Annotated in this window: 15 protein-coding genes and 1 tRNA gene; 11 read left to right on the plus strand and 5 right to left on the minus strand. The window is 61.5% G+C overall.

Annotated features, from left to right (window positions below; all coding sequences use genetic code 11):
- The first annotated feature begins 139 nt into the window (after positions 1-139).
- The 5 genes from trhO to AC07SU_RS14410 all read left to right on the plus strand — a co-directional run bounded on the left by trhO (position 140) and on the right by AC07SU_RS14410 (position 7,058).
- On the plus strand, positions 140-1,081 hold the full coding sequence (trhO, locus tag AC07SU_RS14390; protein ID WP_176998100.1) for an oxygen-dependent tRNA uridine(34) hydroxylase TrhO: 942 nt from the start codon (positions 140-142) through the stop codon (positions 1,079-1,081).
- Positions 1,082-1,117: 36 nt separating this feature from the next.
- A complete protein-coding gene (locus tag AC07SU_RS14395) occupies positions 1,118-1,720 on the plus strand; it encodes a DsbA family protein (protein ID WP_176998115.1) in 603 nt (200 codons plus the stop codon).
- Positions 1,713-3,533 carry an ABC transporter ATP-binding protein gene (locus AC07SU_RS14400; protein ID WP_494997386.1) on the plus strand — a complete coding sequence of 607 codons (1,821 nt, stop codon included), beginning with the start codon at positions 1,713-1,715 and terminating at the stop codon, positions 3,531-3,533. Before AC07SU_RS14395 ends, AC07SU_RS14400 begins: the two co-directional genes overlap by 8 nt.
- A 198-nt stretch (positions 3,534-3,731) precedes the next feature.
- Entirely contained in the window at positions 3,732-6,206 is a 2,475-nt protein-coding gene (locus tag AC07SU_RS14405; protein WP_176998102.1) for an EAL domain-containing protein, read from the plus strand.
- Between the two features lie 78 nt (positions 6,207-6,284).
- Complete coding sequence (locus AC07SU_RS14410) at positions 6,285-7,058, plus strand: iron-containing redox enzyme family protein (protein WP_218172755.1); 774 nt, start codon at positions 6,285-6,287, stop codon at positions 7,056-7,058.
- 22 nt (positions 7,059-7,080) lie between these two features.
- Here the strand turns inward: AC07SU_RS14410 and AC07SU_RS14415 are convergent, their stop codons facing one another.
- The 4 genes from AC07SU_RS14415 to AC07SU_RS14430 all read right to left on the minus strand — a co-directional run bounded on the left by AC07SU_RS14415 (position 7,081) and on the right by AC07SU_RS14430 (position 11,729).
- The gene (locus AC07SU_RS14415) at positions 7,081-8,010 is read right to left on the minus strand and encodes a GGDEF domain-containing protein (protein ID WP_494997387.1); all 930 of its coding nucleotides are present in this window, start codon (positions 8,008-8,010) and stop codon (positions 7,081-7,083) included.
- A 307-nt stretch (positions 8,011-8,317) separates the two neighbouring features.
- Positions 8,318-9,592 (minus strand): MFS transporter, encoded by a 1,275-nt coding sequence (locus AC07SU_RS14420; protein WP_176998105.1) that lies wholly within the window; start codon positions 9,590-9,592, stop codon positions 8,318-8,320.
- Positions 9,593-9,647: 55 nt separating this feature from the next.
- A complete protein-coding gene (locus AC07SU_RS14425) occupies positions 9,648-10,802 on the minus strand; it encodes an acyl-CoA dehydrogenase family protein (protein WP_494997388.1) in 1,155 nt (384 codons plus the stop codon).
- A 69-nt stretch (positions 10,803-10,871) separates the two neighbouring features.
- A complete protein-coding gene (locus AC07SU_RS14430; protein WP_176998107.1) occupies positions 10,872-11,729 on the minus strand; it encodes an IclR family transcriptional regulator in 858 nt (285 codons plus the stop codon).
- Positions 11,730-11,991: 262 nt separating this feature from the next.
- On the opposite strand from AC07SU_RS14430, the gene AC07SU_RS14435 reads away from it, so the two are divergent.
- Genes AC07SU_RS14435 through AC07SU_RS14445 form a run of 3 tightly spaced genes read left to right on the plus strand, consistent with a single transcriptional unit; the run spans position 11,992 to position 15,568 of the window.
- Positions 11,992-12,777, plus strand: coding sequence for an enoyl-CoA hydratase (locus tag AC07SU_RS14435; RefSeq protein WP_494997389.1), 786 nt, complete (start codon positions 11,992-11,994; stop codon positions 12,775-12,777).
- Between the two features lie 2 nt (positions 12,778-12,779).
- Positions 12,780-14,309, plus strand: a complete 1,530-nt coding sequence (locus tag AC07SU_RS14440; protein ID WP_494997390.1) for a 3-hydroxyacyl-CoA dehydrogenase — start codon at positions 12,780-12,782, stop codon at positions 14,307-14,309.
- Between the two features lie 26 nt (positions 14,310-14,335).
- Positions 14,336-15,568, plus strand: a complete 1,233-nt coding sequence (locus AC07SU_RS14445) for a CaiB/BaiF CoA transferase family protein (protein ID WP_494997391.1) — start codon at positions 14,336-14,338, stop codon at positions 15,566-15,568.
- Here AC07SU_RS14445 and lldD read toward each other — a convergent pair.
- Positions 15,565-16,695: an FMN-dependent L-lactate dehydrogenase LldD gene (gene lldD / locus AC07SU_RS14450; protein ID WP_176998111.1), complete on the minus strand. Its 1,131-nt coding sequence runs from the start codon at positions 16,693-16,695 to the stop codon at positions 15,565-15,567. The two genes, AC07SU_RS14445 and lldD, sit on opposite strands and share 4 nt — an antisense overlap.
- 100 nt (positions 16,696-16,795) lie before the next feature.
- Between lldD and AC07SU_RS14455 the strand changes: the two genes are divergently transcribed.
- The 3 genes from AC07SU_RS14455 to AC07SU_RS14465 all read left to right on the plus strand — a co-directional run bounded on the left by AC07SU_RS14455 (position 16,796) and on the right by AC07SU_RS14465 (position 19,903).
- A complete protein-coding gene (locus tag AC07SU_RS14455) occupies positions 16,796-17,692 on the plus strand; it encodes a LysR family transcriptional regulator (RefSeq protein WP_176998112.1) in 897 nt (298 codons plus the stop codon).
- A gap of 60 nt (positions 17,693-17,752) precedes the next feature.
- A tRNA-Asn gene (locus AC07SU_RS14460) sits at positions 17,753-17,828 on the plus strand.
- 353 nt (positions 17,829-18,181) lie between these two features.
- Positions 18,182-19,903, plus strand: a complete 1,722-nt coding sequence (locus tag AC07SU_RS14465) for a ShlB/FhaC/HecB family hemolysin secretion/activation protein (RefSeq protein WP_494997392.1) — start codon at positions 18,182-18,184, stop codon at positions 19,901-19,903.
- Positions 19,904-19,935 lie beyond the last annotated feature (32 nt).

Raw genomic sequence — 19,935 nt, forward strand, 5'->3', positions numbered from 1 at the left:
AGGTTCACCGCAAACGCTGGCAAGCCAGCTCCTACAGAGAGCGATGTTTTGTTAGAATCCGCAACGCGCCGCTTAGCCGGCGCGTTTTTTTTGCATCCGGTTCACCCCTTACGAGGGTAGCCACCTGGAGAGAACACCCATGACTCAACCGATTGTCGTGGCGGCACTGTATAAGTTCGTCACCCTCGAAGATTACGTTGCCCTGCGCGAGCCACTGTTGCAGGCGATGGTCGATAACGGCATCAAAGGCACCTTGCTGATCGCCGAAGAAGGCATCAATGGTACCGTTTCCGGCAGCCGCGAAGGCATTGATGGCCTGATCGCGTGGCTCAAGACCGACCCGCGCATGGTCGACATCGACCACAAGGAATCCTACTGCGACGAGCAGCCGTTCTACCGCACCAAGGTCAAGCTCAAGAAAGAGATCGTGACCCTGGGCGTCGAAGGCGTGGACCCGAACAAAAAGGTCGGCACCTACGTCGACCCGCAGGACTGGAACGCGCTGATCAGCGACCCGGAAGTGCTGCTGATCGACACCCGTAACGACTACGAAGTGTCCATCGGCACCTTTGAAGGTGCAATCGACCCGAAAACCACCAGTTTTCGCGAATTTCCCGACTATATCAAAGCCAACTTCGACCCGGCCAAGCACAAGAAGGTCGCCATGTTCTGCACCGGTGGCATCCGTTGCGAAAAGGCATCGAGCTACATGCTCAGCGAAGGCTTCGATGAGGTCTACCACCTCAAGGGTGGCATCCTGAAGTACCTGGAAGAGGTGCCGCAGGAAGAAACCAAATGGCAGGGCGACTGCTTTGTGTTCGACAACCGTGTGACCGTGCGCCACGACTTGAGCGAAGGCGACTACGATCAATGTCATGCCTGCCGCACACCGGTGAGCGTCGAAGACCGTGCGTCCGAGCACTATGTGGCGGGCATCAGTTGCCCGCATTGCTGGGATAAGCTGCCGGAGAAGACCCGTCGCAGCGCGATTGACCGGCAAAAGCAGATTGAGCTGGCCAAGGCCCGCAATATGCCGCACCCGATTGGCTTCAACTATAAGCAATCATCTTCCGAGGCCTGACCCATGCCCGCGCGCCTGCTCTATGTGATGGACCCGATGTGTTCCTGGTGCTGGGGTTTTGCCCCGGTGGCCGAGGCGTTGGTGGAGCAGGCCCAGGCGGCCGGCGTTGAGCTGCACCTGGTGGTGGGCGGCTTGCGCACCGGCAGTGGTGCGGCGCTGGAGCCGACCACTCGGCGCTACATCCTCGAACACTGGCAGGCGGTCACCGAGGCCACCGGCCAGCCGTTCAAACGCGAAGGCGCGCTGCCTGACGGTTTTGTGTACGACACCGAGCCTGCCTGCCGCGCGATCGTCACCGCACGCAGCCTCGCGCCGGATTGTGCATGGAAGCTGCTGGGGCTGATCCAGCGGGCGTTTTATGTCGAGGGCCGTGACGTGACCCTCGCCAGCGTGCTGGTGGAGTTGGCCGAAGAGGCGGGCATTCCGCGTATCGAATTTGCCGGCGCCTTCGACCGCGCCGAGCAGCATGCCGCCACGGCCGCCGACTTCACCTGGGTGCAGGACCTGGGCATTGCCGGTTTCCCGACGCTGCTGGCCGAACGCAATGGCCAGTTGGCCTTGCTGACCAACGGCTACCAACCGTTGTCCGAGCTGTCGCCGCTGCTGGGCCGATGGCTGGAGCGAGCAGCCTGTGCATGACCAGCCTGACCTCACTGAGCAGCCCAAACGCACTGATCGCCTGACCTGGGCGGAAATTCGCCGCCTGGCCCTGCGTCACAAGAAATCCCTGTGGATCGCCAATGGCGTCGCCGTGCTGGCGACCCTGTGCAGCGTGCCCATCCCCCTGCTATTGCCGTTGCTGGTAGACGAAGTGCTACTCGGCCACGGTGATGCCGCCCTGAAAGTCATGAACCACGCGCTGCCCCTGGGCTGGCAAAAAGCGGCGGGCTATATCGGCCTGATGCTGCTGGTGACCCTGCTGCTGCGCTGCGGCGCGCTGGTGTTCAACGTGGTGCAGGCGCGGTTGTTCGCGCGGTTGGCCAAGGACATCGTCTACCGTATCCGCGTGCGTTTGATCGAACGACTCAAGCGCATTTCCCTGGGGGAATACGAAAGCTTGGGCAGTGGCACGGTGACTACGCACCTGGTCACCGACCTGGACACGCTGGACAAGTTTGTCGGCGAAACCCTCAGCCGCTTCCTGGTGGCGATGCTCACGCTGGTGGGCACTTCGGCGATCCTGGTGTGGATGCATTGGCAACTGGCGTTGCTGATCCTGCTGTTCAACCCGCTGGTGATCTACGCCACCGTGCAGTTGGGCAAACGCGTCAAACACCTGAAGAAACTGGAGAACGACAGCACATCGCGCTTCACCCAGGCCCTGACGGAAACCCTCGACGCGATCCAGGAAGTGCGCGCCGGCAACCGCCAGGGCTTCTTCCTCGGCCGCCTCGGCCAGCGTGCCCAGGAGGTGCGTGACTACGCGATCAACTCCCAATGGAAGAGCGACGCATCGAGTCGCGCCAGCGGGCTGCTGTTTCAGTTCGGCATCGACATCTTCCGCGCGGCAGCGATGCTCACCGTGTTGTTTTCCGACCTGTCCATCGGCCAGATGCTCGCGGTGTTCAGCTACCTGTGGTTCATGATCGGCCCGGTGGAGCAACTGTTGAACCTGCAATATGCCTACTACGCGGCAGGTGGGGCGCTGACGCGGATCAACGAGCTGCTGGCGCGTGCCGACGAGCCGCAATATGCCGGCGGTGAAGACCCGTTCATCGGGCGCGAAACCGTCGGTATCGAGGTGCGTGGCCTCAATTTTGGCTACGGCGAAGACCTGGTGCTCGACCAGCTGAACCTGGCCATTGCGCCGGGCGAGAAGGTGGCGATTGTCGGTGCCAGCGGCGGTGGCAAAAGTACCCTGGTGCAACTGCTGCTGGGGCTCTACACGCCGCAGGCGGGCAGCATTCGTTTTGGCGGGGCGACCCAGCAGGCAATCGGCCTGGAGACCATTCGCGAGAACGTCGCCGTGGTGCTGCAACACCCGGCGCTGTTCAACGATACGGTGCGCGCCAACTTGACCATGGGCCGCGAACGCTCGGACCAGGCGTGCTGGCAGGCACTGGAAATCGCCCAGCTGGATGCTACCGTCAAGGCATTGCCCCTGGGCCTGGACAGTGAGGTGGGGCGCTCGGGTGTACGTTTTTCCGGCGGCCAGCGCCAACGCCTGGCCATTGCGCGCATGGTCCTGGCCGAGCCCAAGGTAGTGATCCTCGACGAAGCCACCTCTGCCCTGGACGCTGCCACCGAGTACAACCTGCACCAGGCGCTGGCGCGGTTTCTCAGTGGGCGTACTACACTGATCATCGCCCACCGGCTTTCAGCGGTGAAACAGGCTGACCGGGTGTTGGTGTTTGATGGTGGGCATATTGCCGAGGATGGCGACCATCAGCAGCTGATTGCCGACGGTGGCCTGTACGCCAAGCTATACGGGCATTTGCAGCAAGTGCGTTGATGCTGAGTTTGCAATGGTTTTGTGTGATTAGTACGAGAGTCTCCCCAGGAAATAGCGGCCTACCTGCTCCTTTAATACGGCGCGGGTGCTTGAATCGACGCGGTCCGTTTGGTCGGGCCGGGCGAATTCCGCCAAGGCTGTGCTGTCAGGAGCGTTAACCACTCGCCGTTTTTTGGTAGTGCTTGTGCAAGGGACCTCATGAAGCAAAAGCGGACTCTCGGAACGACGTTAAGCACGCCTCGACTATTGGGTATCGTCTGGCCCTTTATCGCGGTGGTGCTGTTCCAGGCATTATTGGGCTGCGTCAGCCTCTACGTGCTCTCGGCCGTGCGCGGTTATGTGGCGGGCGAAAGCCTGTGGTCCAAGGGCCAGAAAGACGCCATCTACTACCTGACGCTGTACGCCGACAACCGCGACGAAGCCACCTACATCAAGTATCAGCAGGCCATCGCCGTGCCCCAGGGCGGGCATGAGCTGCGCATCGCCCTGGACCATTCCACGCCCGACCTGGCCGCAGCGCGCCTGGGCATTCTCAAGGGCGGCAACCACCCGGACGACGTCTCCAGCCTGATCTGGCTGTACCTCAACTTCCGCCATTTCAGTTACCTGGAAAAAGCCATTGAGCTGTGGACCGTGGGCGACGGCTACCTCGTGCAATTGGATGACCTGGCGCAGACCATGCACCGGGCGATCACGGCCAATCAAGTCAGCAGCGGCGATGTGCGAGAGTGGAAGGCGCGCATTATTGGCATCAACGATGGGGTCACCCCGGCCGCCAAGGCGTTCAGTGATGCATTGGGCGAAGGCTCGCGAGTCATCCTGAGGTTGCTGTTGATCACCAACCTGGCCACCGCCTTGGGCTTGATCGCCCTGGCATTGTTGCGCACCCACAAATTGCTGACCCAGCGCCATGCGTTCGCCGACGCCCTGCAGGTGGAAAAGGAGCGGGCGCAGATCACCCTCGAATCGATTGGCGACGGGGTGATCACCACCGACGTCGATGGCGCCATCGCCTACATGAACCCGGCCGCCGAGGCGCTCACCCACTGGAAGTCGGCCCAGGCCCAGGGCCTGCCGCTGGCGGCGTTGTTCAACCTGCTGGATGAGAACGCCGAGCCTGACGGCTTCACCTTGATCGAGCACATCATCAAGGGCCAGCTCAGTGGTGGCAGCGAGCATTCCAAACTGATCCAGCGCCTGGACGGCAGCACAGTCTCGGTGACCCTGGTGGGCGCGCCGATCCGCAGCGCCGGCAAAGTCAGCGGGGCGGTGCTGGTGCTGCATGACATGACCCAGGAACGCCAATACATCGCCAACCTGTCCTGGCAAGCGACCCACGACGCGTTGACCGGCCTGGCCAACCGCCGCGAGTTCGAGTTCCGCCTGGAGCAGGTGCTGCAGCAGGTGGGGCGTCAGCCGGGCGGTCGGCATGCGTTGATGTTCCTGGACCTGGACCAGTTCAAGCTGGTCAACGACACCTGTGGCCATGCGGCCGGTGATGAGCTGCTGCGGCATATCTGTGCGCTGCTGCAATCGGACCTGCGCGAGGGTGACACCCTGGCGCGGCTGGGGGGCGATGAGTTCGGCATCCTGCTAGAGAACTGCCCGGCGCCGGTCGCGGAAAAGATCGCCGAGAGCCTGCGCCATACCGTGCAGAGCCTGCATTTCGTGTGGAAGGGCCGGCCGTTCATGACCACGGTCAGTATCGGGCTGGTGCATATCTCGCAAGCGCCCACCACCCTGGAAACCTCGTTGCGCGCCGCCGACATGGCCTGCTACATGGCCAAGGAAAAAGGCCGCAACCGCGTGCAGGTCTACCACGCCGATGACTCGGAGCTGTCGTTGCGTTTTGGTGAAATGGCCTGGGTACAGCGCCTGCACATGGCGTTGGAGGAGAACCGGTTTTGCCTGTATGCACAGGAAATCTCTGCGCTGGGCCACACCGATGGGGGCGACGGCCACATAGAGATCCTGCTGCGCCTGCATGACGAGGCCGGCCGGATCATCCTGCCCGACAGTTTTATTCCAGCGGCCGAACGTTACGGCTTGATGACCTCGTTGGATCGCTGGGTGGTTGAGAACGTCTTCAAGATCATCGCCAACTGTATGCGTGAGCGCCCAGGCCGACCCATGGCGATGTGTGCGATTAATCTGTCAGGTATTACTATTGGCGATGATGATTTTCTCGGTTTTCTGCATGAGAAGTTTCAGGCTTATAACATTCCACCGACGATGATCTGTTTTGAAATAACAGAAACCAGCGCTATAGCGAATTTAGGTAGCGCGATACGTTTTATCAATGAACTCAAGGCGTTAGGTTGTCATTTCTCCCTTGATGACTTTTGTGCCGGTATGTCCTCATTCGCTTATCTCAAACATTTACCTGTAGACTTCCTGAAGATCGATGGAAGTTTCGTAAAGGATATGCTGGACGACCCGATTAACCGCGCGATGGTCGAAGTGATCAATCACATTGGCCATGTCATGGGTAAGCGCACAATTGCCGAGTTTGTTGAAACACCGCAAATCGAACAGGCTTTACTTGAGATAGGTGTGGATTACGCTCAGGGTTACCTGATTGAACGACCGCAATTGTTTACCTTTGATAGCTTGCAGTGTCGACCTGTGCGGCCGCAGCCTCTGCTGTTCAAGGCGCCCGGCACATTCCGCTGAAAACTTTGCTGGTCTGTACTATCACACTTAAAAAGGAGCCCTACAGTGATCGACACATTCAACAGAACCGGCCCGCTTATGGAAGCCTCGAGTTACCCCGCCTGGGCGCAGCAATTGATCCAGGACTGTAGCGAGAGCAAGCGCCGAGTTGTCGAGCACGAACTGTACCAGCGCATGCGCGACAACACGCTCAGCGCCAAGACCATGCGCCACTACCTGATCGGTGGCTGGCCCGTGGTGGAACAGTTTGCCTTGTACATGGCACAGAACCTCACCAAGACCAAGTTTGCCCGCCATCCTGGGGAGGATATGGCGCGCCGGTGGCTGATGCGCAATATTCGCGTGGAACTGAACCACGCTGATTATTGGGTGCATTGGGCGCGGGCACATGGTGTCAGCCTCGAAGAACTGCAGGCGCAGAATGTACCGCCTGAGTTGCACGCACTGAGCCATTGGTGCTGGCACACCAGCTCGGCCGATGCGTTGATCGTGGCGATTGCCGCGACCAACTACGCCATTGAGGGGGCCACTGGGGAGTGGTCCGCCGTGGTGTGTTCCACCGGTGTGTACGCGGCAGCCTTCCCTGAGGAAGACCGCAAGCGTGCAATGAAGTGGCTGAAGATGCACGCCCAGTACGACGATGCCCACCCGTGGGAAGCGCTGGAAATCATCTGCACCCTGGCCGGAATGAACCCGAGCAAGGCCCTGCAGGTGGAGTTGCGCCAGGCGGTGTGCAAGAGCTACGACTACATGTACCTCTTCCTGGAGAGCTGCATGCGCCTGGAGAAAGAAAAGGAAAAGACGCCCGTAGCCGTTCGCGAGCGCCAGGCGCGCGTGGCCAGCGAAGCGTGATGTAAGCGTGATGGCGGGGTGCTTACCCCGCCATTGCCAAGCGGTTGCGGCCTTCGCGCTTGGCCACGTACAGCGCGTTGTCGGCGCGGCGCAACAAGCTGTCAGCGGTCTCTGCCGCCAACAAGGTCGAGCAACCCAGGCTCACCGTCAATTCGATCCGTGTACCGTCCGCCCAATAATCCTGGGCTTGTGCCGCCTGGCGCAGGCGCTCACCGACCATCGCCGCCGCTTCCCGGCCGGTGTTCGACAGCAGGATCAGAAACTCTTCCCCGCCAAACCGAAACACCATGTCCACATTGCGCAACTGGCTTTTGATCGCGCCAGCCACGGCGCGCAGCACGTTGTCGCCGGCGGCATGGCCGTGGGTGTCGTTGATTGTCTTGAAGTGGTCGATGTCCAGCATCAGCAAGGACAGCGGGCTCAGATGCCGACGTGCCATGTCGATTTCCCGTTGCAGGGTCTGGTCCATGGCGATGCGGTTGCCGGTTTCGGTCAAGGGGTCGCGCAGGGCGCTGCGGGTGGCGGCGCGGTAGAGCAGGGCGTTGCGCATGGGGTACAGCAAGGTGGCCAACAACGATTCGAGCTGCCCGAGTTCTTCTTCGACCAGGCGCTGGTTGCGACGGAAGATCAGCTCGCCCAGGTGCTCGCCTTCATGGCTCAAGGTGTAGCTCACCGAGTGATGGCCGCGATGGCCGAACTCCAGGCGCAGGTCGCTGGCTTCGTGGCGATAATGCAGGGCGTCCAAAGGGACAAGGCGTTGGATCTCGCGGAAAAACAGGCCGAGGATGCGCTCCGGCTCCAGGCTGGTTTGCAAGTGCAGGCCCAATTGCTGGCGCAGTTGAGCGATCGACGCAGGGCGGCGAATGGGGAGGAGGGAAGGCTGACCAAAGCCCAGGCGTTGCAATTTGGCACTGTCGAAGTCAATTGCGTGGGTCTGGGTCGGTGTTTTCATAAGCGATCGGCCTCTAAGCACTTACTGTCTTACAGGCTCGATGAGAGTGGCGAGTGCCAAGCGTCTTACTGTTCCTTCAGTTCCGTAAAACATTGGAAACAGTTTAAACCGCTTTGCCAAGGGTTATAACCCCTGGGTACTGCCGCACGTCTTGTCATCGCTTAACCTGCTTGGAAAAGGTTAGAGCGAGATTCATGCCAAATCGTTTCTCTGGAATAAAACGCCTTATAAATCAAGCGACTGTTTTCAATCTCGAAGACAGTCGCTGAAAGGTGACGCCAGTTATTTGGCAACTAAGCGGGCGGCCTTACTGTTTTTGGGGATCGAACTGTTTATCGCGAATAAACAATGCGGGGATCACACCACAAATAAAGTACGCACCGCCCATCACCAGGAAGCCCATGCCGATGGAGCCGTGGGACGCCAGGAAACCGATGGCCGCCGGCGCCACTGCTGCGCCAATACGCCCGATGTTGTAGGCGCCGCCCACTGCCGAACCGCGAAATTTCGCCTCGAAGCTTTCTGTCATGTAGGTAGCGTTCACACCGTAGGGAATCCCGTACAGGAAGCCGAACACCACCAGCATCCACAGGATGTTCTCGGGGCTCTGGTACAACACGATCACCGGCAGGAAGATCGCCGTGCCCAGGGCGCCGAAGGCGAACACGGTGCGGCGGCCTAAACGATCTGCCGCAAGGCCGGCGAGGATCTTGCCGAAAATCATCGCGGCATAAGTGCCGACCATGTAGCTGGTCATCGATTTGAAGTTCATCCCCAATTCGCTTTCCAGGTAGGACGGCATCCAGTTGTTCACGCCGTAGTAGCCGAACTGCAGGAAGCCTGCGGTGAGCGCCCACAGCAGAAACATGCGGCTGGCTTTCGGGTCGCTGAAGATCAGCTTGAACATGCCGTCGGGCTTTTTCTGTGTGGCCTGGCGCTTGCCGTTGGCTTTCTCTTTGGCACGCTCGGCCTGGGCGGTGATCCAGGCCTGGGGTTCTGGTACCAGGCGTTGCATCAGCACCGCCAGGATCACCGGGATGATCGCCACGTAGAACAACCAGCGCCAGCCGTGCTCAGGCAGGATCCAGCCTGCCAGCAGGGTGGCGACGATGTAACCCACCGACCAACCGGCCTGCAGGGTGCCGAGTACGGTGGTGCGATAGCGTGTCGGGACGTATTCGGCCATCAGGGTATTGCACGCCACGTAGAGGGCGCCCAGGCCCAGGGAGGCGAAAAAACGTGTGCTCGCGAACTGCCAATAACTGTGGGTCATGCCCAGCACCGCCGTGCCGACAGAGAACAGCACGATGCTCCACACCACGGTTTTCACCCGGCCGAAACGGTCGCAGGCCCAGCCGCCGTAGATGCCGCCGATGGCCATGCCGGCCAGGGTGAAGCTGCCCAGGCTGCCAGCCTCGACGCTGGTCAGGCCAAACTCAGCCTTGAGGCTGCTGAGGCTGTAAGACAGCAACATCAGGTCTGCACCATCGATCAACAGGCCGAGGAAGCAGAAGGCGAACACAACAATCCACAGTTTGCTTTTTGCAGGCGACAACGCGCCCGCCGATGCGGCGACTTCCATAGCGATACCTTGTTTGTAGTTGTTAGGGCATTGGGTATGGGTGAAGCGGTGAAACCTAGCGTTGCGCCGCGCGAATCATGTTGCGGGCAATCACCAACTGCTGGATCTGCGTCGTGCCCTCATACAGGCGGAACAAGCGCACATCCCGGTAGAACCGTTCGATGGCGTATTCGCTGATGTAGCCGGCGCCGCCATGGATTTGCACACAGCGGTCGGCGACGCGGCCGCACATTTCGGTGGCGAACATCTTCGAGCACGAGGCTTCGGTGCCGATGTCCTGGCCTTCATCGCGCTTGCGCGCGGCGTCCAGCACCATGCAGCGGGCGGCGTAGATCTCAGCCTTGCTGTCGGCGAGCATCGCCTGGATTAACTGGAACTCGGCGATCGGTTGGCCGAACTGCTTGCGCTCGATGGCGTAGTGCAGGGCGTCATTCAACATGCGTTCCGCAGCACCGACACTGACGGCGGCGATGTGCAGGCGACCCTTGTCGAGCACCTTCATGGCGGTCTTGAAGCCCACGCCTTCAACGCCGCCGATCAACTGGCTGGCGGGTACGCGCACATTGTCGAAAATCACGTCGCTGGTGTGGGCACCTTGCTGGCCCATCTTGTGGTCGCGCTTGCCCAGGGACAGGCCGGGGGTGTCACGCTCAACGATGAATGCGCTGATGCCACCCGAGCCTTTGATCGTCGAGTCTGTGCGTGCCATCACCGTGAAAATGCCGGCGTGGGGTGCGTTGGTGATAAAGCGCTTGGTGCCGTTGATCACGTAGTGGTCGCCATCGCGCACGGCGGTGGTTTTCAGCGAGGCGGCGTCGGAGCCGGAATCGGGTTCGGTCAGGCAGAACGAGCTGAGCAGATCGCCGCTGGCCAGCAACGGCAGGTAGTGCTCTTTTTGTGCGTCGGTGCCGTCTAGCAGGATGCCGATGGAGCCAATGCCATTGTTGGTGCCGAAGTAGGAACGGAACGCCGGCGAGGTGCGCCCCAGTTCAAAGGCGATGGTCACCTCTTCTTCCATGGTCAGGCCCAGGCCGCCGTAGGCTTCGGGAATGGTCAGGCCGAACAGGCCCATGTCCTGGAACTGGCTGACGATGTCCGCCGGGATTTCATCGGTCTCGGCGACTTCGTTTTCCCGTGGGATCAGCGCTTCGTCGACGAACTGCGCGATGGCGTCCACCAGGATATGAAGCGTTTGTGCGTCTCGGATCATGTGCATTCCTCAGCGGCCCGTTTGGCGGGCCTGTTATCGTCGATCTGCCGAGGCCATGCACCGGTCCAGCTAGCGGGTGGCGGCCTCGATGTTGTTCACCATGTGCTTGAGGCGTGGGCCGATGTCGTCTTCGAGTTTCTCCCGCGAGAGGTGGAAACTCGGTCCGCCACAGTTGAACGCCAGCAAGCCGTGTTGTGCGTGTCGCAGCGGTACCGCGATGGCGTTGACATCGCGGTGCCACTCACCGATCGACATGCAATAGCCGAAGTCGGTGTAGTCCCGGAAGGCGCGTTCCAGCCCCTTGCGGATGGTTGGCCACTCCTCCAGATGACGCTGGCGGATGTGGTCGAGAATGAACTCCCGCTCGTTTTCCGGCATCGCTGCCAGGCAGGCGCGGCCTGCTGAACTCAAGTGCAACGGCAACCGCGTACCGACCTGGCGGCGCATGGTCATGTTCGCTTCGCCCTGGACCACGTCCAGGTACACCGCATCGAGGCGGTCCCGAGTGGCCATCGCGACGGCGGCCTGGGCGTACTTGGCCATGGTCTCCATCAACGGGTGGGCCACGGCCCGTACCGACAGGTTCGACAACATGGCGTAACCGAAGGCCATCACGCCCACGTCCAGCTGATACCGACCCGACTGCGGCATTTGCTTGAGGTAACCCAAGCGCATCAGGGTGTGGGTCATCCGCGTGATCGTCGGCTTTGGCAGCCCGGTCTTGCGCGCCAGTTCCTGGTTGCCCAGCACACTCTCGCTCGGCGTGAAGCAGCGCAGCAGTTCCAGGCCGCGCGCCAGGGCGGTGACGAACTGGCGGTCCTTGTCTTCCTCCTCATCGCTGTTCATGGGGTCAATCAGCACATGCTCGAAGGCGGTGTTGCCTGCAGGCACTTCGGTGCTGTCCGCATCCAGGTTTCGACGGCGCATGGTAAGCCTCATTTTTTTATAAAATCAACAAAACAAAATAGTATTCCGCACAGCGAAACTAAGCAAATTTTTAAAGTGCGGCTCCAGTGACTGATAAAAACCTTAAAAACAAAGGCTTACAGGCCATTTACAAATGCGTTCGGGTTTTTACGTTTACACCCGCAGAGCCGATACCTATGATTATCGCTAAATACGGAATGTTATTTCGCATAGCGAAACTAATAGCAGTCCAACTAACAAGAACGTTGCAGCAGGAGTGAATGTGACCAGCGCAAACCCATCCGTGGTGACCCTCGACGTCCAGGATAACGGCGTGGCCGTGGTGCGTATCCACCGCCCCGACGTGAAGAACGCCCTCAATGCCCAGGTGCGCGAAGCACTGGCCGAGCACTTTCGTGACTTGGCCAAGCGCCGCGATGTGCGTGCCATCGTGCTCACCGGTGGCGAGCAATTCTTCGTCGCTGGCGCGGACATCAAGGAGTTCGCCAATGCAGGCGCAATCGATATGTACCGCCGCCACACCGAGTACCTGTGGGAAGCCATCAGCCGCTGCCCCAAACCGGTGATTGCGGCGGTCAACGGGTTTGCCCTGGGCGGTGGGTGCGAATTGGCGATGCACTGCGACCTGATCGTGGCCGGCGAGTCGGCGCGGTTTGCCCAGCCGGAAGTGAAGCTCGGCTTGATGCCAGGGGCGGGCGGGACCCAACGTTTGATTCGTGCAGTGGGCAAATTCCAGGCGATGCGCATTGCGCTCACCGGTTGCATGGTCTCTGCGCCGGAAGCCCTGGCCATGGGCATGCTCAGCGAGATGGTCCCTGACGATCAAACATTACCTCGCGCCCTGGAACTGGCCGCGCAGATCGCCGCGTTGCCGCCTTTGGCGGTGGAGCAGATCAAGGAGGTGATGTTGGCCGGCGCCGACTTGCCGCTGGAAAGCGCCCTGGTGCTGGAGCGCAAGGCGTTCCAATTGCTGTTCGACTCCAAGGACCAGAAGGAGGGCGCCGCCGCGTTCTTCGAGAAGCGCACGCCGCACTATCGGGGGGAATAAGCATGAGCCACACGATCAATACCTTGGGTTTGGTGGGCACTGGCGTCATGGGCGCGGGCATCGCGCAAATCGCCGCCCAGGCGGGCGTGACGGTGCGGTTGTTCGACGCGCGTGAAGGCGCTGCGCAATCGGCGCGGGATAACCTCGGCGCGACCTTCGCCAAGCTGGTGGGCAAGGGCAAGATCAGCCAGGCGGCGATGGACGCGGCACTCGCCAACCTGCAGGTCGCTGGCGTGATCGACGACCTGAAGGATTGCGACCTCATCGTCGAAGCCATCGTGGAAAACCCCGACGCCAAACGCGGCCTGCTGCAACAGCTGGAAGGCATCGTCCGCCCGACCTGCATCCTGGCCACCAACACCTCTTCACTGTCGGTCACGGCCATTGCCGCCGGTTGCCAGCACCCCGAGCGTGTGGCCGGGCTGCACTTCTTCAACCCGGTGCCGTTGATGCGCGTCGTGGAGGTGATCGACGGCCTGGCCACCGCGCCCGCCGTCGGCGATGCGCTGCTGGCGCTGGTCGCACGCACCGGCCATCGCGGCGTGCGTGCCAAGGACACCCCCGGTTTCATCGTCAACCACGCCGGCCGCGCCTACGGCACCGAAGCCTTGAAGATGCTCGACGAGGGCATTGCCGAGCGCGGTGATATCGACCGCATCCTGCGCGACGGCGCCGGGTTTCGCATGGGGCCGCTGGAGTTGCTGGACCTGACCGGGCTGGACGTGTCCCACCCGGTGATGGAGTCGATCTACAACCAGTTCTACCAGGAGCCGCGCTACCGGCCATCGGCCCTGACTCGGCAGATGCTGGTGGGCGGCCGCCTGGGGCGCAAGACGGGGCAGGGCTTCTATCACTATGAGAACGGCCAGCTCATCAATGGCCCGCTGCCTCAGCCGGTGCCCACGGTGCAGCAGCCACCCCCGGTGTGGATCGCCACCGAAAACAGCGAAGACTATGAGCGCCTGAGCGCCCTGGTGATCGACCTTGGCGCCCATCTGGAACACGCCGCGCAGCCTTCGCCCCAGGCACTGTGCCTGCTGGCGCCGTACGGCCGTGACGCCACCAGCGCCTGCGTGCGTTTTGATACCGATCCGGCGCGCACCCTGTGCATCGACCTGCTGACGGACCTGTCGCGCCATCGCACCCTGATGCAAAACCCGCTCACCTCACCTGCCATGCGCGACGCTGCCCATGCCTTACTGGCAGCAGACGGCGTAGGGGTGACGGTGATCGGTGACAGCGTGGGATTTGTCGCCCAGCGCACCCTGGCGATGGTGGTCAACCTGGCCTGCGATATCGCCCAGCAGCGCATCGCCAGCGTCGACGATATCGACCAGGCGGTGCACCTGGGCCTGGGCTATCCACAGGGGCCGCTGGCCTGGGGCGATGCCCTCGGGCCGCGGCGCCTCCTCACGATTTTGCAGCGCATGAGCGAACTCACCCACGACCCGCGCTACCGCCCCAGCCTCTGGCTGCGGCGGCGGGCGATGCTGGGCGTTTCCCTGCGCCATGAAGAGCCGACTGCCGGCTGATTTGCCAACCTCACAGGATAAGAACAATGGGTGCTTTGACAGGTTTGCGAGTATTGGATTTAAGCCGTGTGTTGGCCGGCCCCTGGTGTGGGCAAGTGTTGGCGGACCTCGGTGCGGAAGTGGTGAAGATCGAGCGCCCCCAAAGTGGTGACGACACCCGTGGCTGGGGCCCGCCCTGGATGAAGACCGGCAGCGGCGAGTCGTCCGGCGAGGCGTCGTATTATCAGTCGACCAATCGCGGCAAGTTGTCGGTGGCCATCGACCTGGCCACCCCTGAAGGCCAGGAGCTGGTGCGGGCGTTGGCGGCCAGTTCCGATGTATTGATCGAGAACTACAAGGCCGGCTCCCTGGCGCGCTACGGCCTGGACTACGCGACCCTGGCCGAGATCAACCCGCGCCTGGTGTACTGCTCCATCACCGGTTTTGGTCAGACCGGCCCGCGTGCCGAAGAGCCGGGTTATGACTTCATTATCCAGGGCATTGGCGGCTTGATGAGCATCACTGGCGAGCGTGATGACTTGCCGGGCGGCGGTCCGCAAAAAGTCGGCGTGGCATTTTCCGACCTGATGACCGGACTGTATTCCACCGTGGCGATCCAGGCCGCGTTGCTCAGCCGCGAGCGCACCGGCGTCGGCCAATACATTGATATGGCGTTGCTGGATGTGCAGGTCGCCACCTTGGCCAACCAAAGCATGAACTACCTGGCCTCGGGCAAGGTGCCGCAGCGTTACGGCAACGCCCACGCCAATATCGTGCCGTACCAGGTGTTCCGCGCCGCCGACCGCGACTTCATTATTGCCTGCGGCAACGACAGCCAGTTTATCGCCCTGTGCCAGAGCATCGGTTTGCCGCATTTGCCGGATGACCCGCGCTTTCGCCGCAATGCCGACCGCGTGGCTCACCGTGAAGAGATCGTGGCGTTGCTCTCGGCGCATTTCCTCGGGCGCAGCGCCGATGAATGGGTGGCCTGCATTCACGCTTCAAAAGTGCCGGTGGGGGCGATCAACTCCATCGCGCAATCCCTGGAAGAGCCCCAGGTGATTGCGCGCAATTTGATGGTGAAGATCCCCCACCCGCAGAACCCGGACTTCGCCATGGTCGGCAGCCCGATCAAGATGTCCGGCACCCCGGTGGAATACCTGCGGCCGGCGCCGAGGCTGGGGCAACACACCGACGACATCCTCGGGCAGCGGTTGGGCCTGTCAGCCGAGCAACTGGCCCAGCTCAAGGCCCGTGGGATCGTCGAGCAGCAGGGTTAGACCAGCGTCGAGCGGTCGATCTGTGCGATGGAGGTGACCCCGGTAAGGGTCATCGCAACGCGCATCTCCTTGGCGAAGATGTCCAGCAGGTTTTCCACGCCGCTCTGGCCATCGGCAGCCAGCGCGTAGGCGGTAGCACGGCCCAGCAAGCACGCCTTGGCACCCAGGGCGAGCATGCGCACCACATCGAGCCCGGAGCGGATGCCCGAATCCACCAGCACCGTGAGGTCGTCGCCGACCACGTCGGCAATCGGCGGCAAGGCCTTGGCGGTGGAGAGCACGCCGTCCAGCTGGCGTCCGCCATGGTTGGACACCACAATGCCGTCGGCGCCGAAACTCACCGCGTCCTTGGCGTCCTGTGGATCGAGGATGCCCTTGATGATCATCGGGCCCTTCCAGAAATCACGGATCCACTCCAGGTCTTTCCAGCTGATGGACGCGTCGAAATTGTTCGCCAGCCAGCCGATGTAGTCTTCCAGGTGCGTAGGTTTGCCCAGGTACTTGGAGATGTTGCCCAGGTCGTGAGGGCGGCCCATCACGCCCACATCGAAGGCCCATTGCGGCTTGGTGACGGCCTGCAACATGCGCCGCGAAGCCGCGAACGGCCCGGACATGCCTGAATGGGCGTCCCGGTAGCGTGCGCCGGGTGTGGGCATGTCGACGGTAAACACCAGGGTGGTGACGCCCGCCGCTTGCGCACGCTCCAGGGCATTGCGCATGAAGCCGCGGTCCTTGAGCACATAGAGCTGGAACCAGATCGCCCGGGCACTTTGTGACGCCACCTCTTCAATCGGGCACACCGACACGGTCGACAGGCAGAACGGAATGCCCTTGTTCGCCGCCGCCTTCGCTGCCTGCACTTCACCGCGTCGTGCGTACATGCCGGTCAGGCCCACGGGGCTGAGTATCACCGGCATGTCCAGTTCCTGGCCGAACAGCGTGGTCTTGAGGCTCAGGTTGTCGACATTGCGCAGGATGCGCTGGCGCAGGCTGATCTCGGCCAGGTCCGAACTGTTCGCACGCAGCGTGTGTTCGGCGTAGGCGCCGCCGTCGATGTAGTCGAACAGAAAGCGCGGCAGCTTGCGCTGGGCGGCTGCGCGGTAGTCGGAGGCGGACGAGATGATCATGAACGGTGGCTCCACAAGGCAAGGTGGCTCAGGATAGGCAAACTTCTGGCATGATAAAAACAACTTTTATCGCTAGTAGTCAGTCGCGAAAGGAATACCGATGAACCTCAGAACATTACGCGCCTTTGTCGAGGTGGTGCGCCAAGGCGGCTTCTCCCAGGCGGCTGAAGTGGTGTCGTTGACTCAGTCGACGGTGAGCAAGGCGGTCAAGACCCTGGAAGACGAACTGGGCGTGCCGCTGCTCAATCGCCTGGGCCACCGCAACGAACTCACCGCTGCCGGTGAAATTGCCTACCGCCGCGCCCTGGTGCTGCTCGCCGAGCGCAACGACCTGGTCGCTGAAATCAACGACCTGCGCGACCTCAAGCGCGGCCTGCTGCGCATCGGCTTGCCACCCGTGGGCTGCGGCGTATTGTTTGCGGCGATGTTCGCCACCTACCGCAGCCGCTACCCGGACATCGAAATCGAACTCACCGAATACGGCAGCAAAAAACTGCGCGAATGCCTGGAAGCGGGGGAGATCGACCTGGCGGCGCTGTTGTTGCCTATAGATGAAGGCTTCGACTATCAGCCAGTGCGCAATGAACCGTTGATGGCCGTGCTGCCCGTGAGCCACCCACTGGCGCAGCGCACACGTATCGACTTCACCGACCTCGCAGACTCACCGTTTATCCTGTTCGAAGCCGGTTTTGCCCTGAACGCCAAGATCCTCGCCGCCTGTGAGCGCAAAGGTGTCACGCCCCGGGTGACCGCCCGCAGCGGGCAGATCGACTTCATCGTCGACCTGGTGTCCGCCGGGCTGGGCGTCGCCTTCCTGCCGCGCATGCTCGCCCACAAACATCAGCACCCGGGCATCGCCCTGATCCCCTTGGATGAACCCCACACCGACTGGCACATCGCCCTGGCCTGGCGTGCCAGCGCCCACCTGCCACCGGCTGCGCTGGCCTGGCTGGAGTTGGCCAGGGAACACCCGCTTTCAACCGGCCATCCGGATTAATCGACCGAGTTGCCAGAGAAAGCTTGACTTCCCCTTTTTAATCAGTAACATACGGCGCATTCCGCGATAGCTCAGTTGGTAGAGCAAATGACTGTTAATCATTGGGTCCCTGGTTCGAGTCCAGGTCGTGGAGCCAGATAGCGACATAAAGAGAAGCCTGCAGAGATGCAGGCTTTTTTTTGCCTAAAATTCCGTGCTTGTAGTGAGCGGGCTTGCCCCGCGCTGCGTTGTGTCAGGTAGACATGTGGCGTCTCAGGCAACGCGGCGCGGGGCAAGCCCGCTCACTACAGTTAGTAATGTGTACATCCAAGACGTCGAACCAAAAAGATCAAAGCCTGCAGAAATGCAGGTTTTTTTTGCCTTGGGTTTTATCAGTCCAGATTAAGTACCAAGGCCGAAACAAATTTGTACATTTTGTTGACGCCATCAAAACGCCACCATAAGATCGCCGCTCACCAATGGCACAACGCTATGTAGAGGGATCTAAACATGTGGCGTTCGGTACGTCGGACCAGGCTCAGCCTGCTGTCCGCTTTTTTTTGCCTGGGCACAGCCAGCTTGGCTCAGGGCGCAACGCCGCCGAACACGCCAGGCGTCACCGACCTGATCCGCGATCGCCAGGACCGCCTGCTCGAAGAGCAGCAACGCCGCCTCGACGAACTCAAAGACCTGCCCGGCAAAACCACCGCCCCAGCCAAACCATCAGCACCTGCCGACACCCGCTGCTTCCCCATCAACACCATCGAACTCAGCGGCGCCGACGCCCTGTCTGAAAGCGAGCGCAACAGCCTGCTCAAACCCTACATCGGCCAATGCCTCGGCGTGCCGCAGCTCAACGAGTTGCTCAAGGTCATCACCGACCATTACCTGGGCAAAGGCCTGGTCACCAGCCGCGCCTACCTGCCGCAACAGGACCTCTCCAGCGGCAACCTCAAGGTGCAGGTGATCGAAGGTCGCCTGGAAGGAATGAAGGGCGAGCAGGGCAGCGGCATCAGCGATCGCCAACTCGCCATGACCTTCCCCGGCAAACCCGGCGACCTGCTCAACCTGCGTGAAATCGAGCAGATGGTTGACCAGTTGAACCGCCTGCCGTCGAACCAGGCGCAGATGGAGTTGGCCCCCGGCAAGGCCGTCGGCGGCAGCGACGTGCTGGTGAAGAACGCTCCGCAGAAACCCTGGCGCGTCGGCCTGTCACGCCACAACGGTGGTCAGCGCAGCACCGGCGAACAGCAGTGGGGCGCCAGCCTGGACTGGGACAACCCGCTCGGCCTGGCCGACCAACTCTCCCTGCGCGGCGGCCATGATGCAGTCAGCGATCACCAAAAAACCTCGCGCAACTCGATGCTCAATTACAACCTGCCTTTCGGCTGGTGGAACCTCAATTACAGCTACAGCGAGTCCGAGTACCGCTCCCTGGCCCAGGCCAGCAACTTCAACTTCAAGCAGTCCGGCGACAGCCAGAACCACCAGTTGCGCCTGGAACGGGTGATCCACCGCGACTCGCTGAGCAAGACCTCCCTCAGCACCGGCGTGGCCTACCTGCGCACCAACAACTTCATTGAAGACAGCAAGCTGGCCCTGAGCAGCAACCGTCTCAGCGAAGCGCAATTCGGCATCAACCACGGCCGGCGCATTGGCGGCTCATTTCTCAACATCGACCTGGGCATGCAGGACGGCATCGGCGCCTTCGACGCCCAGGCCAATCACAACCCGCGCCCGGGCCAGCCGGATGCGCGCTACCGCAAATACACTGCAACGGTCAGCTACTTGTACCCGTTCAAACTGTGGGGCGAGTCGTTCAGTTTCAGCAGCCTGATGACCGGCCAGCGCAGCGAAGACGTACTGTTCAGCCCACAACGCATGAGCCTGGGCGGGCAATCATCGATTCGTGGCTACAAGGACCAGACCCTCAGCGGCGACAGCGGCGGCTACTGGCGCAACGACCTGCGTTGGAGCCGCCCGGTGACCTGGGCCTGGCTGCAACCGGTGTTCAGCGAATACGGCACCAGCCTCGGCTACGACCAGGGCGTGATCAGCCACGGCCGTTACAACGCCGAGCAGCATGGGCGCATGAGCAGCAACTCGGTCGACCTGTTTGCCCGCGGCCAGAACGTCGCCGCCACGGTGACCTTTGCACACTCTTTGGAACGACCGGGGCCGATCACCGAGCGTGAAGCGCCGATCTATTTCCGTATGGATTTCTTCCTTTAAATTTTTACCGCCTTCTGGGCATCGAGACATCA

Source organism: Pseudomonas sp. GW821-FHT05H12 (genome assembly GCF_059419385.1).

Excerpts from the sequence above, each read along its gene's own strand:
- AC07SU_RS14420 (WP_176998105.1), bottom strand. The coding sequence starts at position 9,592 with ATGGAAGTCGCCGCATCGGCGGGCGCGTTGTCGCCTGCAAAAAGCAAA.
- AC07SU_RS14455 (WP_176998112.1), top strand. The coding sequence starts at position 16,796 with ATGAACCTCAGAACATTACGCGCCTTTGTCGAGGTGGTGCGCCAAGGC.
- AC07SU_RS14440 (WP_494997390.1), top strand. The coding sequence starts at position 12,780 with ATGAGCCACACGATCAATACCTTGGGTTTGGTGGGCACTGGCGTCATG.
- AC07SU_RS14415 (WP_494997387.1), bottom strand. The coding sequence starts at position 8,010 with ATGAAAACACCGACCCAGACCCACGCAATTGACTTCGACAGTGCCAAA.
- lldD (WP_176998111.1), bottom strand. The coding sequence starts at position 16,695 with ATGATCATCTCGTCCGCCTCCGACTACCGCGCAGCCGCCCAGCGCAAG.
- AC07SU_RS14430 (WP_176998107.1), bottom strand. The coding sequence starts at position 11,729 with ATGCGCCGTCGAAACCTGGATGCGGACAGCACCGAAGTGCCTGCAGGC.
- AC07SU_RS14395 (WP_176998115.1), top strand. The coding sequence starts at position 1,118 with ATGTGTTCCTGGTGCTGGGGTTTTGCCCCGGTGGCCGAGGCGTTGGTG.
- AC07SU_RS14410 (WP_218172755.1), top strand. The coding sequence starts at position 6,285 with ATGGAAGCCTCGAGTTACCCCGCCTGGGCGCAGCAATTGATCCAGGAC.
- AC07SU_RS14405 (WP_176998102.1), top strand. The coding sequence starts at position 3,732 with ATGAAGCAAAAGCGGACTCTCGGAACGACGTTAAGCACGCCTCGACTA.
- AC07SU_RS14465 (WP_494997392.1), top strand. The coding sequence starts at position 18,182 with ATGTGGCGTTCGGTACGTCGGACCAGGCTCAGCCTGCTGTCCGCTTTT.
- trhO (WP_176998100.1), top strand. The coding sequence starts at position 140 with ATGACTCAACCGATTGTCGTGGCGGCACTGTATAAGTTCGTCACCCTC.
- AC07SU_RS14425 (WP_494997388.1), bottom strand. The coding sequence starts at position 10,802 with ATGATCCGAGACGCACAAACGCTTCATATCCTGGTGGACGCCATCGCG.
- AC07SU_RS14445 (WP_494997391.1), top strand. The coding sequence starts at position 14,336 with ATGGGTGCTTTGACAGGTTTGCGAGTATTGGATTTAAGCCGTGTGTTG.